We start from the raw sequence: 16,130 nt of genomic DNA, 5'->3' as shown, positions 1-16,130 counted from the left end.
GGGCGAACTGTCGAGCGCATTCGGGCGTCGTGGGCCTTGGTACGAACTTCAGTGTGGAGCCGGGTTACCTAATTACGCTTCCGTCCCTCGGGACAACTTCGTTCCAGTCGGCAACCTCGTCAAACACACCTTGTGGGCGGTACAGACACGAAGCGGCTCGCGGGGTAGGTGCGAACGGCGCCTCGAAGGCCCTTGCCAGGGCCCCTGATTAGCGGGAGCGAGGCCATCATGCCTTTGCTTTTTTGTATCGTCAAACGTTTTGTAGTGCTTTTTTTATGGCACTACATCTTTGGTCTAATACGACTAATCAGTCAGTTTTCGGTGGTTTAGTCCAAAGTATCGACTTTCACCCGCAGGGTCATGTCATCTCGGCCCTGAGTCGAGTAGCTGCGGGTCTGGTCCTGTTTGTCGGCTTGAGTCTGGCGGTTTACGCCGGCCAGGGTGATCCATTCACCCAGTCGTCCCGTGACAGTTGTGTCGGTACTTTGCACATTCACTACATCGGGACGTTCCTGGCTCATACGGTCACGATTGGTGCTGATTGCGAGGTGAACGATGTCGCCGGTAACGCTGGCGGTGACGTAGAAACCCTGTGTGACGTTGCGGTATTCGGTCTGGCTTCGCAGATCGCCGTAGGAATCGGTCTGTGTGCTGGTGAGCGGAACGCTCTGGCCGACCTGGATCAGTGCCGGCGCCCCTTCGCTGGCCTGGATCTGCTGAATCCCGCCGTCACGGCTGTCGGTACTGCGATTGATGATGCGAGTCTGGCTCGGTTTGGCGCCATTTACCGAGTAACCCTGATCGCCCTGGAAGTTGTTTTCGTTGGTGTCGACAGTGATCAGCAGGCGCTTGGGTTGGGTGTCGAGTTGCGCAATCAGGGCTTTAAGTTCGTCGATCTTGCGCTGATCGGCATTGACGATCAGTTGGTTGCCATAGGCGCTGACCTGGCCTTCCTTGCCGATGAAATCCTGGGCCATCGGCAGCATGTCGGCACTGGTGTGGTAGTTCAAAGGCACGATCTCGGTGGCGGCCATGACCGAAAAACTGCAGGTCAGCAGCAGCGTGGTGAGCAGGGTGCGTAGGGACATATCCGTTATCTCCGACATCTTGAAGTGTTGATATTGCCAGTTTGTCGGCCCGGCGTGGGGCAAGTTGAATCGTAGACAGCAAAACGCCCCGGCATCCGAGAATGACGGGGCGTTTTGTGGTGTTCTCTGTGGCGAGGGGATTTATCCCCGTTGGGTCGCGAAGCGGCCCCAAAATAACCACGGTGTATCAGGTTTTCCGCATGCAATGGTTTGACGGCTGCTTCGCAGCCGAACGGGGATAAATCCCCTCACCACAGGGTCTCAAACGGAGTGCCGCACCATGTCCACATGCGGAATGCCTGCTTCCAGGAATTCCTCACTGACCAGGCTGAAGCCCAGGCGCTCATAGAACGCCGTGGCTTGTACCTGTGCGCTCAGCATCTGCTGCTTCAGCCCGCGCTTCTCGGCTTCACCGATCACCGCTTGCATCAGCGCATCGCCGACTTTCAAGCCGCGCCAGTCTTTCAGCACCGACACCCGGCCGACGTGGCCGTCGGGCAGCAGGCGGGCGGTGCCAATCGGAAAGTCGCCTTCGAAGGCCAGGAAATGCACCGCCGTTGCGTCATCAGCGTCCCATTCCAGCTCAGGCGGAACGGATTGCTCGGCGATGAACACCGTCTCACGAATGCGCCGGATCTCGGCGATGTCCTTCTGCCAGTCTGCGACACGAACGTGGATTTTATTCATCAGCAAACCCCAAGCTGCCTTGCTTGACCAGCTCGCACAGCAGGCCGCGACCGTCTTCGTCGTCCAGCCAGTCACCGAGGTTATCGGTGTGCAGGGCGTCGGCAGCGCAGATCAACTTCAGCAGCTCGCGCAGTTTGCCCGGCAGGTAACGGCTCTGGCCGCTGGCGAACAGCAGCAGGTCGTCATCGACTTCGGACCAGGCCATGCGCGCGCTCGGGTTACGGATCAGCACAGCCCCTTGTTCCAGGCTGGCGAGAAAGTCTTCTTCTTCGACTTCTTCCGGGCCGACGATCAGTTCCGGGTAGCGCGGCTCGGTCATGTACTGGCCGAACCAGGTCAGCAGCAGGCGCTCGTCGCTCATGTGCTCGGCCAGCAAAGCTTTCAGGCGATCAAGGGCGTCGTGCTGAATCTGGTGTGGATCGACCGCCGGCAGGGCGTCGGCATCGGTGTAGCGCTCTTCATCGGTCAGGAACTGGCTGAGGAAGTCGGTGAAGTGAGTCAGGACTTCAGAGGCGCTCGGGGCGCGGAAGCCGACCGAGTAAGTCATGCAGTCATCCACCGCAACGCCGCAATGGGCCAGGCGCGGCGGCAGGTAGAGCATGTCGCCCGGTTCCAGAACCCACTCATCGGTGGCTTCGAAGTCGGCGAGGATGCGCAGGTCTGCGTGTGGCAGCAGTTTGCTCTCGGAGTCGCACATCTGGCCGATCTTCCAGTTGCGCTTGCCGTGACCTTGCAGCAGGAACACATCGTAGTTATCGAAATGCGGACCGACGCTGCCACCCGGGGCGGCGAAGCTGATCATCACGTCGTCGACGCGCCAGCTCGGCAGGAAGCGAAAGTTTTCCAGCAGCTCGCTGACTTCCGGCACGAATTGGTCGACCGCTTGCACCAGCAGGGTCCATTCGGTTTCCGGCAACTTGCTGAATTCGTCTTCGGCGAACGGGCCGCGACGCATTTCCCAAGGACGCTCACCGTGTTCGATCACCAGGCGCGATTCAACTTCTTCTTCCAGCGCCAGGCCGGCCAGTTCGTCCGGGTCGATCGGGCTTTCGAAGTCAGGGATCGCCTGGCGGATCAGCAGCGGTTTTTTCTGCCAGTAGTCACGCAGGAATTCGCGCGCCGTGATGCCACCCAGAAGTTGAAGAGGAATATCAGGATTCATGTGTAACCTATTGAAAAAAAGCACTTTTCAGACGGGAATAAAAACGCCCGGCGCTGCCGGGCGTCTCAAAAGGGTAAAGCGGTCGATCAGATGCGTTTGGCTTGCTCTACAGCGTTACCGATGTAGTTCGCCGGGGTGAGCAATTTCAGCTCGGCCTTGGCCGCGGCTGGCATGTCCAGGCCGTCGATGAAAGTTTGCAGTGCTTCAGGGCTGATGCCCTTGCCACGGGTCAACTCTTTCAGTTTTTCGTACGGGTTTTCGATGTTGTAGCGACGCATCACGGTCTGGATTGGCTCGGCCAATACTTCCCAGCACGCGTCCAGGTCGGCAGCAATCTTCTGAGCGTTGAGCTCGAGTTTGCTGATGCCTTTGAGGCTGGCTTCGTACGCGATCACGCTGTGGGCGAAGCCGACACCGAGGTTGCGCAATACGGTGGAGTCGGTCAGGTCGCGCTGCCAGCGGGAGATCGGCAGCTTGCTCGCCAGGTGCTGGAACAGTGCGTTGGCGATGCCCAGGTTGCCTTCGGAGTTCTCGAAGTCGATCGGGTTGACCTTGTGCGGCATGGTCGACGAGCCGATTTCGCCAGCGATGGTGCGCTGTTTGAAATAACCCAGGGAGATGTAGCCCCAGATGTCGCGGTCGAAGTCGATCAGGATGGTGTTGAAGCGCGCGATCGCGTCGAACAGTTCGGCAATGTAGTCGTGCGGTTCGATCTGCGTGGTGTACGGGTTGAAGCCCAGGCCCAGCTCGTCTTCGATGAAGGCGCGGGCGTTCTCTTCCCAGTCGATCTCAGGGTAGGCCGACAGGTGGGCGTTGTAGTTGCCGACAGCGCCGTTGATCTTGCCCAGCAGTGGAACCGCCGCGACCTGAGCGATTTGACGCTCCAGACGGTAAACCACGTTCGCCAGCTCTTTGCCCAGGGTGGTCGGCGAAGCCGGTTGACCGTGGGTGCGCGACAGCATTGGCACGTCGGCGAAACGGATGGCCAGTTCGCGGATGGCTTCGGCGGTCTGGCGCATCAGCGGCAGCATCACGTCATCACGGCCTTCGCGCAGCATCAGGGCGTGGGACAGGTTGTTGATGTCCTCGCTGGTGCAGGCAAAGTGGATGAATTCGCTGACCTTGGCCAGTTCCGGCAGCTTGGCCGCTTGCTCTTTGAGCAGGTACTCAATGGCTTTGACGTCGTGGTTGGTGGTGCGCTCGATCTCTTTGACACGCTCGGCGTGCTCCAGAGCGAAGTTTTCCGCCAGGGTGTTCAGCACAGCGTTGGCTTCGGCGGAGAACGCCGGCACTTCGCTGATGCCAGGGTGAGCGGCCAGGCGCTGGAGCCAGCGCACTTCAACCAGAACACGAGCACGGATCAGGCCGTATTCGCTGAAAATTGGGCGCAGGGCCTGGGTTTTGCCGGCGTAGCGGCCGTCAACAGGGGAAACCGCAGTGAGCGAAGAAAGCTGCATGGGGTGTTCTCGGACAGTCGGGCAACGAAATGGGGCGCGTATCATACATGAAAAAATCCGCCGGTCCGTTGCCAACTGACCAGCGTCTTACGCGTTACAAATTACCAAGGGTCTTGCGGGCGCGGTTCAGCTGCTGCGCATCAGCGGGTAAAGCTCTTTGAGCAACTTGCGACGGCTGATCACCAGCTGCCAGCGATGACCGCCCAACTGCCGCCACAGGCGCGCCGATCGAATCCCGGCCAGCAACAGGGCGCGGATTTTCGAAGCGTTGCTCGGTTGCTGCAGGTTACGCATGTCGCCGTGGACCTGAATGCGTTGGCGCAAGGTGCTCAGGGTGTCCTGATACAGGGCGCCGCACGCTGCAATGACGTTTTCGTGCGCCGGGCCGAAGTGCTCGACCTGGGATTGAATCTGCGGCAAACGCTTGCCGATCACGTCGAGCATGTCGTTGCGCTTGGCCAGCTGACGCTCCAGGCCGAGCATTGCCAGCGCATAGCGCAGCGGCTCGCGCTGAAGGGTGCTTGGGTCGCGTTCCAGGGCGCCGATCAATGCGCGGTAACCTTCACGCAGATTGATGTCGTCGCCGCCGTACACTTCCAGGGTGTCCTTGGGGTCGCGAATCAGCAGGCTGCCGAGCATGCATGTCAGGCCGGCTTCGGCGGTCTGGCCGGTCTTGGCGATCTTGTCGACCAGCACGGCGGCGAGGAACACGCCGCCCAGTGCCGTCAGTTGCTCCTGAGTCGGGCTCATTGCTGCTCGCCTTGAGGAGTGCCTTTGCTGGTCCACGGCTCCGCGACTTCGATCACGCCGCCGCCGAGGCAGATTTCACCGTCGTAGAACACCACGGACTGGCCTGGGGTGACCGCGCGTTGCGGGTCATCGAAGGTCGCGCGGTAGCCGTTGGCGGTTCTTTCCAGCGTGCAGGGCTGGTCGCTTTGGCGATAGCGGACTTTGGCGGTCAACCGGCGCGGTTCGCTCAAGTCGATCGGGTTGACCCAATAGATGTCCGAGGCGAGCAGGGCGCGGGAGAATAGATACGGATGGTCATTGCCCTGGCCAACGATCAGCTCGTTGTGTTCCAGGTCCTTGATCAGCACGTACCACGGCTCGTCACTGGCGTCTTTCAAGCCGCCAATGCCCAGGCCCTGACGCTGGCCGATGGTGTGATACATCAAGCCGTGATGACGGCCGATAACTTCACCTTCGGTGGTCTTGATCTCGCCGGGTTGGGCCGGCAGGTATTGCTTGAGGAAGTCGCTGAAGCGGCGCTCGCCGATAAAGCAGATTCCGGTGGAGTCCTTTTTCTTCGCGGTGGCGAGTTCGTGTTTCTCGGCAATCGCGCGCACTTCGGGTTTTTCCAGCTCGCCGACCGGGAACAGGGTCTTGGCGATCTGTTCACCACCGACGGCGTGCAGGAAGTAGCTCTGGTCCTTGTTCGGGTCCAGGCCCTTGAGCAGCTCGGTACGGCCATCGATGTCGCGGCGTCGCACGTAGTGACCGGTGGCGATCAGGTCGGCGCCGAGCATCATGGCGTAGTCGAGGAACGCCTTGAACTTGATCTCACGGTTACACAGGATGTCCGGGTTCGGCGTGCGACCGGCCTTGTATTCGGCCAGGAAGTGCTCGAATACGTTGTCCCAGTACTCGGCGGCGAAGTTGGCGGTGTGCAGCTTGATGCCAATCTTGTCGCACACGGCCTGAGCGTCCGCCAGGTCATCCATGGCGGTACAGTATTCCGTTCCATCGTCTTCTTCCCAGTTCTTCATGAACAGGCCTTCCACCTCATAACCCTGCTCGATCAGCAGGAGAGCGGAAACGGAAGAGTCCACGCCGCCGGACATGCCGACAATGACGCGCTTCTTTTGTGTGTCAGAAGGGGCTGGATCACGCATAGGGATTCAATGAGTGTCTTTAAAAAGGACGCGATTCTAACAGGCCGAAGCCCGCAAGGCTAAAGAGAAGGGCGGATCAGTTCGAGGCCGAAGAGTTTGCCGTCCAGATAATCATCAATACAGCGGATGATCAGCTCACTGCGCCAGTTTGCGCGCTGTGCCATGAGTTCGTCACGCGTCAGCCATTTTGCGCCGACGATGCCGTCGTCCAGCTGATAGTCGGGGTGATGTTTGAGCGGTTTTGCGGTGAAGCAGACCCGCTGATAGGTCACGCCGTTGCTCGGAGCGGTGTAGAGGTAAATACCCACCACGCCAGTCGGCTCGACGTCCCAGCCGGTTTCTTCGAGGGTTTCACGCACGGCGGCTTCGATCAGGGTTTCGTCCGGGTCCAGATGGCCGGCGGGCTGGTTGAGCACCGTTCGTCCGCCTTTGGATTCTTCGACTATCAGGAAGCGGCCGTTGTCTTCGACGATGGTCGCGACGGTGATGTGGGGGTTCCACTCCATGAGGATTCCTCAAATTTCAATAGTTGCAACACTATTACTGTGGGAGCTGGCCCGCCAGCGATTGCGGTGAGTCAGTCACCATCAATGTTGGATGATAAATCGCTATCGCTGGCAGGCCAGCTCCCACAGGGTTTGCGTTGTCTTCAAAAACACAAACCCCGGCACGAGGCCGGGGTTTGTGGTGTTCCCTTACAACCTTAAACCAGCGCAGCGATCGCGGCGTTGAAGGTGTTGCTCGGGCGCATGGCCTTGCTGATCAGCTCGGCATTGGCGTGGTAGTAACCGCCGATGTCCACTGGCTTGCCCTGAACGGCGTTGAGCTCGGCAACGATGGTTGCTTCGTTCTCGCTCAGGGTCTTGGCCAGTTCGCCGAACTGCGCTTGCAGCGCAGTGTCTTCGGTCTGGGCAGCCAGGGCTTGAGCCCAGTACAGCGCCAGGTAGAAGTGGCTGCCGCGGTTGTCGATGTTGCCGACTTTGCGCGATGGCGACTTGTTGTTGTCCAGGAACTGGCCGGTGGCCTGATCCAGGGTCTTGGCCAACACCAGCGCTTTAGGGTTGTTGTAGGTAACACCCAGGTGCTCAAGGGAAGCGGCCAGGGCCAGGAACTCACCCAGGGAATCCCAGCGCAGGAAGTTTTCTTCCAAAAGTTGTTGAACATGCTTCGGTGCCGAACCGCCGGCGCCGGTTTCGAACAGACCACCGCCGTTCATCAGCGGAACGATCGACAGCATCTTGGCGCTGGTGCCCAGTTCCATGATCGGGAACAGGTCAGTCAGGTAGTCGCGCAGTACGTTGCCGGTCACCGAGATGGTGTCCTTGCCTTCGCGGGTGCGGCCCAGGGTGAAGGCCATCGCGTCGACTGGCGACATGATGCGAATGTCCAGGCCGGACGTGTCGTGATCCTTCAGGTAAGCCTGAACTTTCTCGATCACTACGCCGTCGTGGGCGCGCATTGGGTCCAGCCAGAAAATCGCTGGAGTGGCGCTTGCGCGAGCACGGTTGACGGCCAGTTTGACCCAGTCCTGGATCGGCGCGTCTTTGGTCTGGCACATGCGGAAGATGTCGCCGGCTTCAACCGACTGCTCCAGCAGGGTGCGGCCAGCGCCATCGGAAACCCGAACCACGCCGTTGGCCTTGATCTGGAAAGTCTTGTCGTGCGAGCCGTACTCTTCGGCTTTTTTCGCCATCAGGCCAACGTTTGGCACGCTGCCCATGGTGGTCGGATCGAAAGCGCCGTGCAGCTTGCAGTCTTCGATCACCGCCTGGTAGATGGTTGCGTAGCAGCGATCCGGAATCACAGCCTTGGTGTCGTGCAGTTGACCGTCAGTGCCCCACATTTTGCCGGAGTCACGGATCATCGCCGGCATCGAGGCGTCGACGATCACGTCGCTCGGCACGTGCAGGTTGGTGATGCCTTTGTCGGAGTTGACCATGGCCAACGACGGACGAGCGGCGTAAACCGCCTGAATGTCCGCTTCGATCTGCGCTTGTTGCTCGGCCGGCAGGGCTTTGATGCGAGCGTACAGGTCGCCGATGCCGTTGTTCAGGTTGAAGCCGATCTGCGCCAGCACATCAGCGTGCTTGGCCAGTGCGTCTTTATAGAACTCGGCAACGATCTGGCCAAACATGATCGGGTCGGAGACCTTCATCATGGTGGCTTTGAGGTGAACCGACAGCAGCACGCCTTTGGCTTTGGCGTCTTCGATCTCGGCGGCGATGAAGCTGCGCAGCGCGTTTTTGCTCAGTACCGCGCAATCGAGGATCTCACCGGCTTGCACGGTGGTTTTTTCTTTCAGGACGGTGGTGGTGCCGTCTTGAGCGATCAGTTCGATTTTGACGGCGTCAGCGGCGTCGATCAGGGCAGCTTTCTCGCTGCCGTAGAAATCGCCAGTGCTCATGTGCGCGACGTGGGACTTGGAGTCCGCAGCCCAGGCGCCCATTTTGTGCGGGTGCTTGCGAGCGTAATTCTTGACCGACAGCGGTGCACGACGATCGGAGTTGCCTTCGCGCAGAACCGGGTTTACGGCGCTGCCCTTGATCTTGTCGTAGCGCGACTTGGCGAGTTTGTCGGCGTCGCTGGTCACGGTTTCCGGGTAGTCAGGCAGTGCGAAGCCCTGGGCTTGCAGTTCCTTGATCGCGGCTTGCAGTTGCGGAACCGAGGCGCTGATGTTCGGCAACTTGATGATGTTGGCTTCAGGCGTAACGGCCAGGTCGCCCAGTTCGGCGAGGTGGTCGGCTACGGCTTTGTCACCCAGTTGCTCGGGGAAGCTGGCCAGGATGCGCCCTGCAAGAGAGATATCGCGGGTTTCCACGGCGATATCAGCGGAGGCGGTGAAGGCCTCTACGATAGGCAACAGTGAATAGGTGGCGAGGGCGGGAGCTTCGTCGGTGAAGGTATAGATGATCTTCGAGCGGGTGGGCATATTCGGATTAACTCTCTCTTCTTTGCTAAAGCGTGCGCAGAAAAACTCGAGGGGCGCCGGGTAAGCGCGTTCGTTCAAAGTCATCCATGAGCCGAATGTCGAGATTTCTTCGCGGTGATGTTGGGTGCATCAGTCGAGCGTCAAGCGGGTGGACTGCGGTAACAGCCCTGCTTTTTCGGGCTCAAAGTCTCGTAGTAGAGAGATCGGCCGTCGTGACTCTGTGGTCAGCGGGCGGCATTATACATAGGAAGCTGGCAATCTGCCGATGGTTCATATGCAACGATTGTCGTCCATTGGTCTAAAGGTCGCAGGGGCGAGTGGGGCGTAGAGTCTTGCACCGTGCTTGAGTTTGGCGCTTTTCCCTTTGCTTTCAGGCTTGTACGTCGCGAACTGTGTAGCTTTGCGGCAGATGGTTGGAACAGAGGGTTTGCGTGCCGATTTAACTGGGGTACGCTCGAACGAAGCCAGATGTTCAATCCAAACAATGGAGTTCAGCATGGGATACAAGAAGATTCAGGTTCCAGCAGTCGGCGACAAAATCACCGTCAACGCGGACCATTCTCTCAATGTTCCTAACAACCCGATCATCCCCTTCATCGAAGGTGACGGTATTGGCGTTGATATCAGCCCGGTCATGATCAAGGTTGTCGATGCTGCTGTTAAGAAGGCTTACGGCGGCGAGCGCAAAATTTCCTGGATGGAAGTCTATGCCGGGGAGAAAGCGACTCAGGTTTACGATCAGGACACCTGGCTACCCCAGGAAACCCTGGACGCAGTTAGAGATTACGTGGTTTCCATCAAGGGCCCTCTGACCACCCCGGTCGGTGGCGGCATCCGTTCCCTGAACGTGGCCCTGCGTCAGCAACTCGACCTTTATGTCTGCCTGCGCCCTGTGCGCTGGTTCGAAGGCGTGCCTAGCCCGGTCAAGAAGCCAGGCGACGTCGACATGACGATCTTCCGTGAGAACTCGGAAGACATCTACGCGGGTATCGAGTGGAAAGCCGGTTCGCCGGAAGCGACCAAAGTCATCAAGTTCCTTAAAGATGAAATGGGCGTCACCAAGATCCGTTTCGACGAAAACTGCGGTATCGGCATCAAGCCGGTTTCCCTGCAAGGCACCAAGCGTCTGGCGCGAAAAGCGCTGCAGTATGTGGTCGACAACGACCGCGACTCGCTGACCATCGTGCACAAAGGCAACATCATGAAGTTCACCGAAGGTGCCTTCAAGGAGTGGGCCTACGAAGTGGCGGCTGAAGAGTTCGGCGCGACCCTGCTCGACGGCGGTCCGTGGATGCAGTTCAAAAACCCGAAAACCGGCAAGAACGTTATCGTCAAAGATGCTATCGCCGACGCCATGCTCCAGCAGATCCTGCTGCGCCCGGCCGAATACGATGTGATCGCGACCCTGAACCTGAACGGCGACTACCTCTCCGATGCCCTGGCGGCGGAAGTGGGCGGTATCGGTATCGCACCGGGTGCCAACCTGTCTGACACCATTGCGATGTTCGAAGCGACCCACGGTACTGCGCCGAAGTACGCTGGCAAGGACCAGGTCAACCCGGGTTCCCTGATCCTGTCCGCAGAGATGATGCTGCGTCACATGGGCTGGACCGAAGCGGCTGATCTGATCATCAAGGGCACCAACGGCGCGATTTCCGCCAAGACCGTGACCTATGACTTCCACCGTTTGATGGAAGGCGCGAAACTGCTGTCTTCGTCCGCGTTTGGTGATGCGCTGATTTCGCATATGTAAGCGAATAGGTATAAAAAAACCGCCTTCTGGCGGTTTTTTTATGACTGGATGGCGGGTTGTATTAACTCGATACAGTTTCTTGCTGGATGGCAGGGGCGGCCTGCTCGTTCTCGGTCGTGACGGACATAATCTTCACGGCATGCAACCCTTTGGGGCCCTGAACAATCTCGAAATTTACAGCTTGCCCAGCCTTGAGAGTCTTGTACCCGTTCATCTCAATGGCCGAGTAGTGCGCAAAGAAATCAATAAGATGACCGTCTTCGTCACGACCTTCTCTGGCATCGGTGTTAATGAAACCGAACCCCTTGGCATTGTTGAACCATTTCACCTTGCCGACTGACATACCCATATCCCTCTGCAACAGACTCCATCACTGGAGTATCATCCAGTTCATCCGCAGTCATTTCCTGGAAATAAGATTGACTCCGCGGACCTTTTTTACCCACTGTGGGCTCTATTGGTTGTAACACCGTTTTCCCGATAGTCAAGGTGACCGGGCAGTCGGAGTTGAAATCGTCCATAGCCGCCCCCACCACTGTATTTGCACAACTGACGAACCTTTCTTTCCATGCATGCAATCAGCCAGATTCGACTAACATTCAATCAGGATCACCCTGATTCACACGACGACGATTCCGCAGGCATTGCTGTTCAGGAGGCAAAGCCTGCTTTACAGGCGCCGCCGATGTACAAGGTGGTTTTGTTCAATGATGACTACACACCGATGGATTTCGTCGTCGAAGTGCTCGAGGTGTTTTTTAACCTGAATCGCGAGCTGGCGACCAAGGTCATGCTGGCCGTCCACACAGAAGGACGGGCAGTATGTGGAGTGTTTACCCGTGACATCGCCGAGACTAAGGCCATGCAGGTCAACCAGTACGCCAGGGAAAGCCAGCATCCGCTACTCTGTGAAATCGAGAAGGACGGTTAATCGCCGACCACTTGGGTATGAGGTGAAGCTATGTTAAACCGCGAGCTCGAAGTCACCCTCAATCTTGCCTTCAAGGAGGCCCGTTCGAAGCGTCATGAATTCATGACCGTCGAGCACCTCCTGCTGGCCCTATTGGACAATGAGGCTGCCGCCACCGTTTTGCGTGCCTGCGGCGCAAACCTCGACAAACTCAAGCACGACCTGCAGGAGTTCATCGACTCCACCACGCCATTGATCCCCGTTCATGACGAGGATCGTGAGACCCAGCCAACCCTGGGCTTCCAGCGTGTTCTGCAACGTGCTGTCTTTCACGTACAGAGCTCGGGCAAACGCGAAGTGACTGGCGCCAACGTACTGGTCGCGATCTTCAGTGAGCAAGAGAGTCAGGCAGTGTTCCTGCTGAAACAGCAGAGCGTTGCGCGCATTGATGTCGTCAACTACATCGCACACGGCATTTCCAAAGTGCCGGGGCATGGCGATCACTCTGAAGGTGAGCAAGATATGCAGGACGACGAGGGCGGTGAGTCTTCTTCTTCAGGCAATCCTCTGGATGCTTATGCCAGCAACCTCAACGAACTCGCGCGCCAGGGTCGAATCGATCCATTGGTAGGCCGTGAGCTGGAGGTTGAGCGCGTCGCGCAGATCCTGGCGCGTCGTCGCAAAAACAATCCGTTGCTGGTGGGCGAGGCGGGCGTGGGTAAAACCGCGATTGCCGAAGGCCTGGCCAAGCGCATTGTCGACAACCAGGTACCAGACCTGCTGGCCAACAGCGTGGTGTATTCCCTCGATCTGGGGGCCTTGCTGGCCGGGACCAAATACCGCGGCGATTTCGAGAAACGCTTCAAGGCGTTGCTCAATGAGCTGAAAAAACGTCCGCAGGCGATCCTGTTCATCGACGAAATCCACACCATCATTGGTGCGGGTGCCGCGTCCGGTGGGGTCATGGATGCCTCGAACCTGCTCAAGCCGCTGCTGTCGTCGGGTGATATCCGTTGCATCGGTTCGACCACGTTCCAGGAATTCCGCGGGATTTTCGAGAAGGACCGTGCTCTGGCCCGGCGCTTCCAGAAGGTCGATGTGTCGGAACCTTCGGTGGAAGACACCATTGGCATCCTGCGCGGCCTGAAAGGTCGTTTCGAAGCGCACCACAACATCGAATACAGCGATGAAGCCCTGCGCGCCGCTGCTGAACTGGCCTCGCGCTACATCAATGACCGGCACATGCCGGACAAAGCCATCGACGTTATCGACGAGGCGGGCGCCTACCAGCGTCTGCAGCCAATCGAGAAACGCGTGAAACGCATCGAAGTACCTCAAGTCGAGGACATCGTCGCGAAAATCGCGCGGATTCCGCCTAAGCACGTCACCAGCTCCGACAAAGAGCTGCTGCGTAACCTTGAGCGTGACCTGAAGCTGACAGTATTTGGTCAGGATGCCGCAATCGACTCGCTGTCGACCGCGATCAAACTGTCCCGTGCCGGCCTCAAGTCTCCTGACAAGCCAGTCGGTTCGTTCCTGTTCGCAGGGCCTACCGGTGTCGGTAAAACCGAAGCGGCACGTCAGCTGGCCAAGGCGTTGGGCATCGAACTGGTTCGTTTCGACATGTCCGAGTACATGGAGCGCCACACCGTTTCGCGTCTGATCGGTGCGCCTCCAGGCTATGTCGGGTTCGATCAGGGTGGCCTGCTGACCGAAGCCATCACCAAGCAGCCTCACTGCGTGCTGTTGCTCGATGAGATCGAGAAGGCGCATCCGGAAGTCTTCAACCTGCTGCTGCAGGTCATGGACCACGGTACGCTGACCGATAACAACGGGCGCAAGGCGGACTTCCGTAACGTGATCGTCATCATGACGACCAACGCCGGTGCCGAAACGGCAGCTCGTGCTTCGATCGGTTTCACCCATCAGGACCACTCGTCCGATGCGATGGAAGTGATCAAGAAGAGCTTCACGCCAGAGTTCCGTAACCGTCTGGACACCATTATCCAGTTTGGTCGCCTCAGTCATGAGGTCATCAAAAGCGTGGTGGACAAGTTCCTTACCGAGCTTCAGGCGCAGCTGGAAGACAAGCGCGTGCAGCTGGAAGTGACGGACGCGGCGCGCAGCTGGCTGGCAGCAGGCGGCTACGACTCGGCGATGGGTGCTCGACCAATGGCGCGTTTGATTCAGGACAAGATCAAGCGTCCGCTGGCGGAAGAGATCCTCTTTGGCGAACTGGCCGACCATGGTGGTGTGGTTCACATCGATCTCAAGGACGGCGAGCTGACCTTCGACTTCGAGACCACGGCTGAAATGGCCTGACAGTTTCGCAAGAAAGCAAAAGGCGCCGAAAGGCGCCTTTTTGCTGTCTGCTGGATGTGCCTCAAACCCCTGTGGGATTGGAGGGGGCATCAAAATCCGCAAACAAAAACGCCCGGCATAAACCGGGCGTTTTGTATTGACTTGATTAGCGAGCGCGGTAAGTGATGCGCCCTTTGCTCAAGTCATAGGGCGTCAGCTCGACGCGCACTTTGTCGCCGGTAAGAATACGAATGTAATTCTTGCGCATCTTGCCGGAGATATGCGCGGTTACGACGTGCCCATTTTCCAACTCCACACGAAACATGGTGTTGGGCAGGGTGTCGACGACAGTGCCTTCCATTTCGAAGCTGTCTTCTTTCGACATGCAGTAAAGCCCTCGGTGTCCAATGAATGGCCCGGTGCAACTGCGCCAGGCAAAAGCGGCGTGCATTGTGCCCGAAAAATGGGGTTTAAGCCAAGGGGTTTACGGCTTGCTCTAGTTCAGGATGACCCAGCGCTGATTAATCAGCAGTTCGATAGGGCGATATTGAGTCTTGTAACTCATCTTTTTGCAGTTTTTGATCCAATAGCCCAGATAGACGGCCTCCAGTCCCAGACGCTGAGCCTCGGCGATTTGCCAGAGGATCGCATAACGCCCCAGGCTGCGGCGTTCTTCAGCGGGCTCGTAGAAGGTGTAAACGGCCGACATACCGTTCGGCAGCAAGTCGGTGACGGCCACCGCCACCAGTCGCCCTTCGAGGCGGAATTCGTAGAATCGGGAAAACGGCAGGTCACGTACCAGGAACGTCGCAAACTGATCGCGGCTCGGCGGGTACATATCGCCATCGGCGTGACGCTGTTCGATATACCGCTGATAAAGGTCGAAATACTCTTCGCTGAATTGCGGCCTGGCAGGGCGCACCTGCAGGTCGACGTTGCGTTTGAAGATGCGTTTCTGCTGGCGGTTGGGCGAAAATTGCGCCACAGGGATACGCGCCGGTACGCACGCATTGCAATTCTGGCAATGAGGCCGGTAAAGATGATCGCCGCTACGACGGAAACCCATTTCAGACAGGTCTGCATAGACATGCACATCCATGGGCTGACTAGGGTCGAGGAACAAGGTCGTGGCCTGCTCCTCGGGCAGATAACTGCAAGAGTGGGGCTGAGTGGCATAAAACTTCAAACGCGCCAACTCGGTCATGATCAACCCTCGGGATAAGCTTTGAATTAAGTGTAAGCCACGCGCGCAAAAGTCGCTCAGCAAACCCAGGTTGCGCGGCTGGGTTGGTCCAGATGCTGCGCAAGGTAGTCGGCAAACTCGCGGCGGGGAATCGCTCGGGCGCCGAGGCTGTGCAGATGGTCGGTCGGCATCTGGCAGTCGATCAGCACAAAGCCTGAGTCTTTCAGATGTCGGACCAGCGTGGCAAAGCCATATTTCGAGGCGTTGTCGGCGCGGCTGAACATGGACTCGCCGAAAAACAGCTGACCCATCGCCAGGCCGTAGAGCCCGCCGACCAGTTCACCCTGGTCCCAGACTTCCACCGAATGGGCGTAGCCACGCCTGTGCAGCTCCAGGTAGGCGTTCTGCATGGCTTCTGTGATCCAGGTGCCGTCGGCGTAATCCCGAGGCGCGGCGCAAGCGCGGATGACCGCGGTAAAATCCTGATCAAAGGTCACTTGATAGCGTTGCTGGCGCAGCAATTTGTTCAGGCTGCGCGAGACATGCAGTTCGTCGGGAAACAGCACGGTGCGCGGATCCGGCGACCACCAGAGAATCGGCTGGCCTTCCGAGAACCACGGAAAACAGCCGTGGCGATAGGCCTGAATCAGACGATCGGCGGACAGATCCCCGCCCGCAGCCAACAGCCCGTTGGGATCGCGCATGGCTTTTTCCAGGGGCGGGAAGGTCAGGGTGTTGCGTTGTAACCAAGTCAGCATGGCATCCGGG

At 58.4% G+C, this 16,130-nt stretch carries 15 protein-coding genes; 3 read left to right on the top strand and 12 right to left on the bottom strand.

Annotated elements, in window-relative coordinates; translation table 11 throughout:
- Positions 1-326: 326 nt before the first annotated feature.
- The 8 genes from KGB03_RS17580 to KGB03_RS17545 form a co-directional block, all read right to left on the bottom strand.
- Positions 327-1,088: a secretin N-terminal domain-containing protein gene (locus tag KGB03_RS17580; protein WP_223527882.1), complete on the bottom strand. Its 762-nt coding sequence runs from the start codon at positions 1,086-1,088 to the stop codon at positions 327-329.
- 261 nt (positions 1,089-1,349) lie between these two features.
- On the bottom strand, positions 1,350-1,775 hold the full coding sequence (locus tag KGB03_RS17575; protein WP_111448963.1) for a GNAT family N-acetyltransferase: 426 nt from the start codon (positions 1,773-1,775) through the stop codon (positions 1,350-1,352).
- Positions 1,768-2,937 carry a cupin domain-containing protein gene (locus KGB03_RS17570; protein ID WP_223527881.1) on the bottom strand — a complete coding sequence of 390 codons (1,170 nt, stop codon included), beginning with the start codon at positions 2,935-2,937 and terminating at the stop codon, positions 1,768-1,770. Before KGB03_RS17570 ends, KGB03_RS17575 begins: the two co-directional genes overlap by 8 nt.
- Positions 2,938-3,023: 86 nt before the next feature.
- The gene (gene purB / locus KGB03_RS17565) at positions 3,024-4,394 is read right to left on the bottom strand and encodes an adenylosuccinate lyase (RefSeq protein WP_074878189.1); all 1,371 of its coding nucleotides are present in this window, start codon (positions 4,392-4,394) and stop codon (positions 3,024-3,026) included.
- A 126-nt stretch (positions 4,395-4,520) separates the two neighbouring features.
- On the bottom strand, positions 4,521-5,144 hold the full coding sequence (gene hflD, locus KGB03_RS17560) for a high frequency lysogenization protein HflD (RefSeq protein ID WP_033057057.1): 624 nt from the start codon (positions 5,142-5,144) through the stop codon (positions 4,521-4,523).
- On the bottom strand, positions 5,141-6,286 hold the full coding sequence (gene mnmA, locus KGB03_RS17555) for a tRNA 2-thiouridine(34) synthase MnmA (RefSeq protein WP_218535897.1): 1,146 nt from the start codon (positions 6,284-6,286) through the stop codon (positions 5,141-5,143). The genes hflD and mnmA overlap by 4 nt, the downstream gene beginning before the upstream one ends.
- Positions 6,287-6,345: 59 nt before the next feature.
- A complete protein-coding gene (locus tag KGB03_RS17550) occupies positions 6,346-6,792 on the bottom strand; it encodes an NUDIX hydrolase (RefSeq protein WP_223527878.1) in 447 nt (148 codons plus the stop codon).
- Positions 6,793-6,989: 197 nt separating this feature from the next.
- Complete coding sequence (locus KGB03_RS17545) at positions 6,990-9,215, bottom strand: NADP-dependent isocitrate dehydrogenase (protein ID WP_192410547.1); 2,226 nt, start codon at positions 9,213-9,215, stop codon at positions 6,990-6,992.
- Positions 9,216-9,711: 496 nt separating this feature from the next.
- Between KGB03_RS17545 and icd the strand changes: the two genes are divergently transcribed.
- On the top strand, positions 9,712-10,968 hold the full coding sequence (gene icd / locus KGB03_RS17540; protein WP_218535904.1) for an NADP-dependent isocitrate dehydrogenase: 1,257 nt from the start codon (positions 9,712-9,714) through the stop codon (positions 10,966-10,968).
- Positions 10,969-11,029: 61 nt separating this feature from the next.
- Here the strand turns inward: icd and KGB03_RS17535 are convergent, their stop codons facing one another.
- Complete coding sequence (locus KGB03_RS17535; protein ID WP_111449128.1) at positions 11,030-11,311, bottom strand: cold shock domain-containing protein; 282 nt, start codon at positions 11,309-11,311, stop codon at positions 11,030-11,032.
- Positions 11,312-11,536: 225 nt separating this feature from the next.
- Between KGB03_RS17535 and clpS the strand changes: the two genes are divergently transcribed.
- Entirely contained in the window at positions 11,537-11,899 is a 363-nt protein-coding gene (gene clpS / locus KGB03_RS17530) for an ATP-dependent Clp protease adapter ClpS (protein WP_027925124.1), read from the top strand.
- Between the two features lie 30 nt (positions 11,900-11,929).
- On the top strand, positions 11,930-14,200 hold the full coding sequence (clpA, locus tag KGB03_RS17525) for an ATP-dependent Clp protease ATP-binding subunit ClpA (RefSeq protein WP_008146900.1): 2,271 nt from the start codon (positions 11,930-11,932) through the stop codon (positions 14,198-14,200).
- Between the two features lie 145 nt (positions 14,201-14,345).
- Here clpA and infA read toward each other — a convergent pair whose 3' ends face one another.
- The 3 genes from infA to aat form a co-directional block, all read right to left on the bottom strand.
- The gene (gene infA / locus KGB03_RS17520; RefSeq protein WP_002553999.1) at positions 14,346-14,564 is read right to left on the bottom strand and encodes a translation initiation factor IF-1; all 219 of its coding nucleotides are present in this window, start codon (positions 14,562-14,564) and stop codon (positions 14,346-14,348) included.
- Positions 14,565-14,675: 111 nt separating this feature from the next.
- Positions 14,676-15,383, bottom strand: a complete 708-nt coding sequence (locus KGB03_RS17515; protein WP_223527875.1) for an arginyltransferase — start codon at positions 15,381-15,383, stop codon at positions 14,676-14,678.
- Between the two features lie 56 nt (positions 15,384-15,439).
- Complete coding sequence (aat, locus tag KGB03_RS17510; RefSeq protein WP_223527871.1) at positions 15,440-16,120, bottom strand: leucyl/phenylalanyl-tRNA--protein transferase; 681 nt, start codon at positions 16,118-16,120, stop codon at positions 15,440-15,442.
- Positions 16,121-16,130 lie beyond the last annotated feature (10 nt).

It is taken from the genome of Pseudomonas sp. BF-B-26, from assembly GCF_019956495.1.
Taxonomy (GTDB): domain Bacteria; phylum Pseudomonadota; class Gammaproteobacteria; order Pseudomonadales; family Pseudomonadaceae; genus Aquipseudomonas.
The sequence above is the reverse complement of the archived record's forward strand: the minus strand, read 5'-3'. Positions and strand labels throughout refer to the sequence as shown.

What these genes read in the sequence shown, in the direction of transcription:
- KGB03_RS17580 (WP_223527882.1), bottom strand. Translation starts at nt 1,088, where the DNA reads ATGTCCCTACGCACCCTGCTCACCACGCTGCTGCTGACCTGCAGTTTT.
- KGB03_RS17575 (WP_111448963.1), bottom strand. Translation starts at nt 1,775, where the DNA reads ATGAATAAAATCCACGTTCGTGTCGCAGACTGGCAGAAGGACATCGCC.
- KGB03_RS17570 (WP_223527881.1), bottom strand. Translation starts at nt 2,937, where the DNA reads ATGAATCCTGATATTCCTCTTCAACTTCTGGGTGGCATCACGGCGCGC.
- purB (WP_074878189.1), bottom strand. Translation starts at nt 4,394, where the DNA reads ATGCAGCTTTCTTCGCTCACTGCGGTTTCCCCTGTTGACGGCCGCTAC.
- hflD (WP_033057057.1), bottom strand. Translation starts at nt 5,144, where the DNA reads ATGAGCCCGACTCAGGAGCAACTGACGGCACTGGGCGGCGTGTTCCTC.
- mnmA (WP_218535897.1), bottom strand. Translation starts at nt 6,286, where the DNA reads ATGCGTGATCCAGCCCCTTCTGACACACAAAAGAAGCGCGTCATTGTC.
- KGB03_RS17550 (WP_223527878.1), bottom strand. Translation starts at nt 6,792, where the DNA reads ATGGAGTGGAACCCCCACATCACCGTCGCGACCATCGTCGAAGACAAC.
- KGB03_RS17545 (WP_192410547.1), bottom strand. Translation starts at nt 9,215, where the DNA reads ATGCCCACCCGCTCGAAGATCATCTATACCTTCACCGACGAAGCTCCC.
- icd (WP_218535904.1), top strand. Translation starts at nt 9,712, where the DNA reads ATGGGATACAAGAAGATTCAGGTTCCAGCAGTCGGCGACAAAATCACC.
- KGB03_RS17535 (WP_111449128.1), bottom strand. Translation starts at nt 11,311, where the DNA reads ATGTCAGTCGGCAAGGTGAAATGGTTCAACAATGCCAAGGGGTTCGGT.
- clpS (WP_027925124.1), top strand. Translation starts at nt 11,537, where the DNA reads ATGCATGCAATCAGCCAGATTCGACTAACATTCAATCAGGATCACCCT.
- clpA (WP_008146900.1), top strand. Translation starts at nt 11,930, where the DNA reads ATGTTAAACCGCGAGCTCGAAGTCACCCTCAATCTTGCCTTCAAGGAG.
- infA (WP_002553999.1), bottom strand. Translation starts at nt 14,564, where the DNA reads ATGTCGAAAGAAGACAGCTTCGAAATGGAAGGCACTGTCGTCGACACC.
- KGB03_RS17515 (WP_223527875.1), bottom strand. Translation starts at nt 15,383, where the DNA reads ATGACCGAGTTGGCGCGTTTGAAGTTTTATGCCACTCAGCCCCACTCT.
- aat (WP_223527871.1), bottom strand. Translation starts at nt 16,120, where the DNA reads ATGCTGACTTGGTTACAACGCAACACCCTGACCTTCCCGCCCCTGGAA.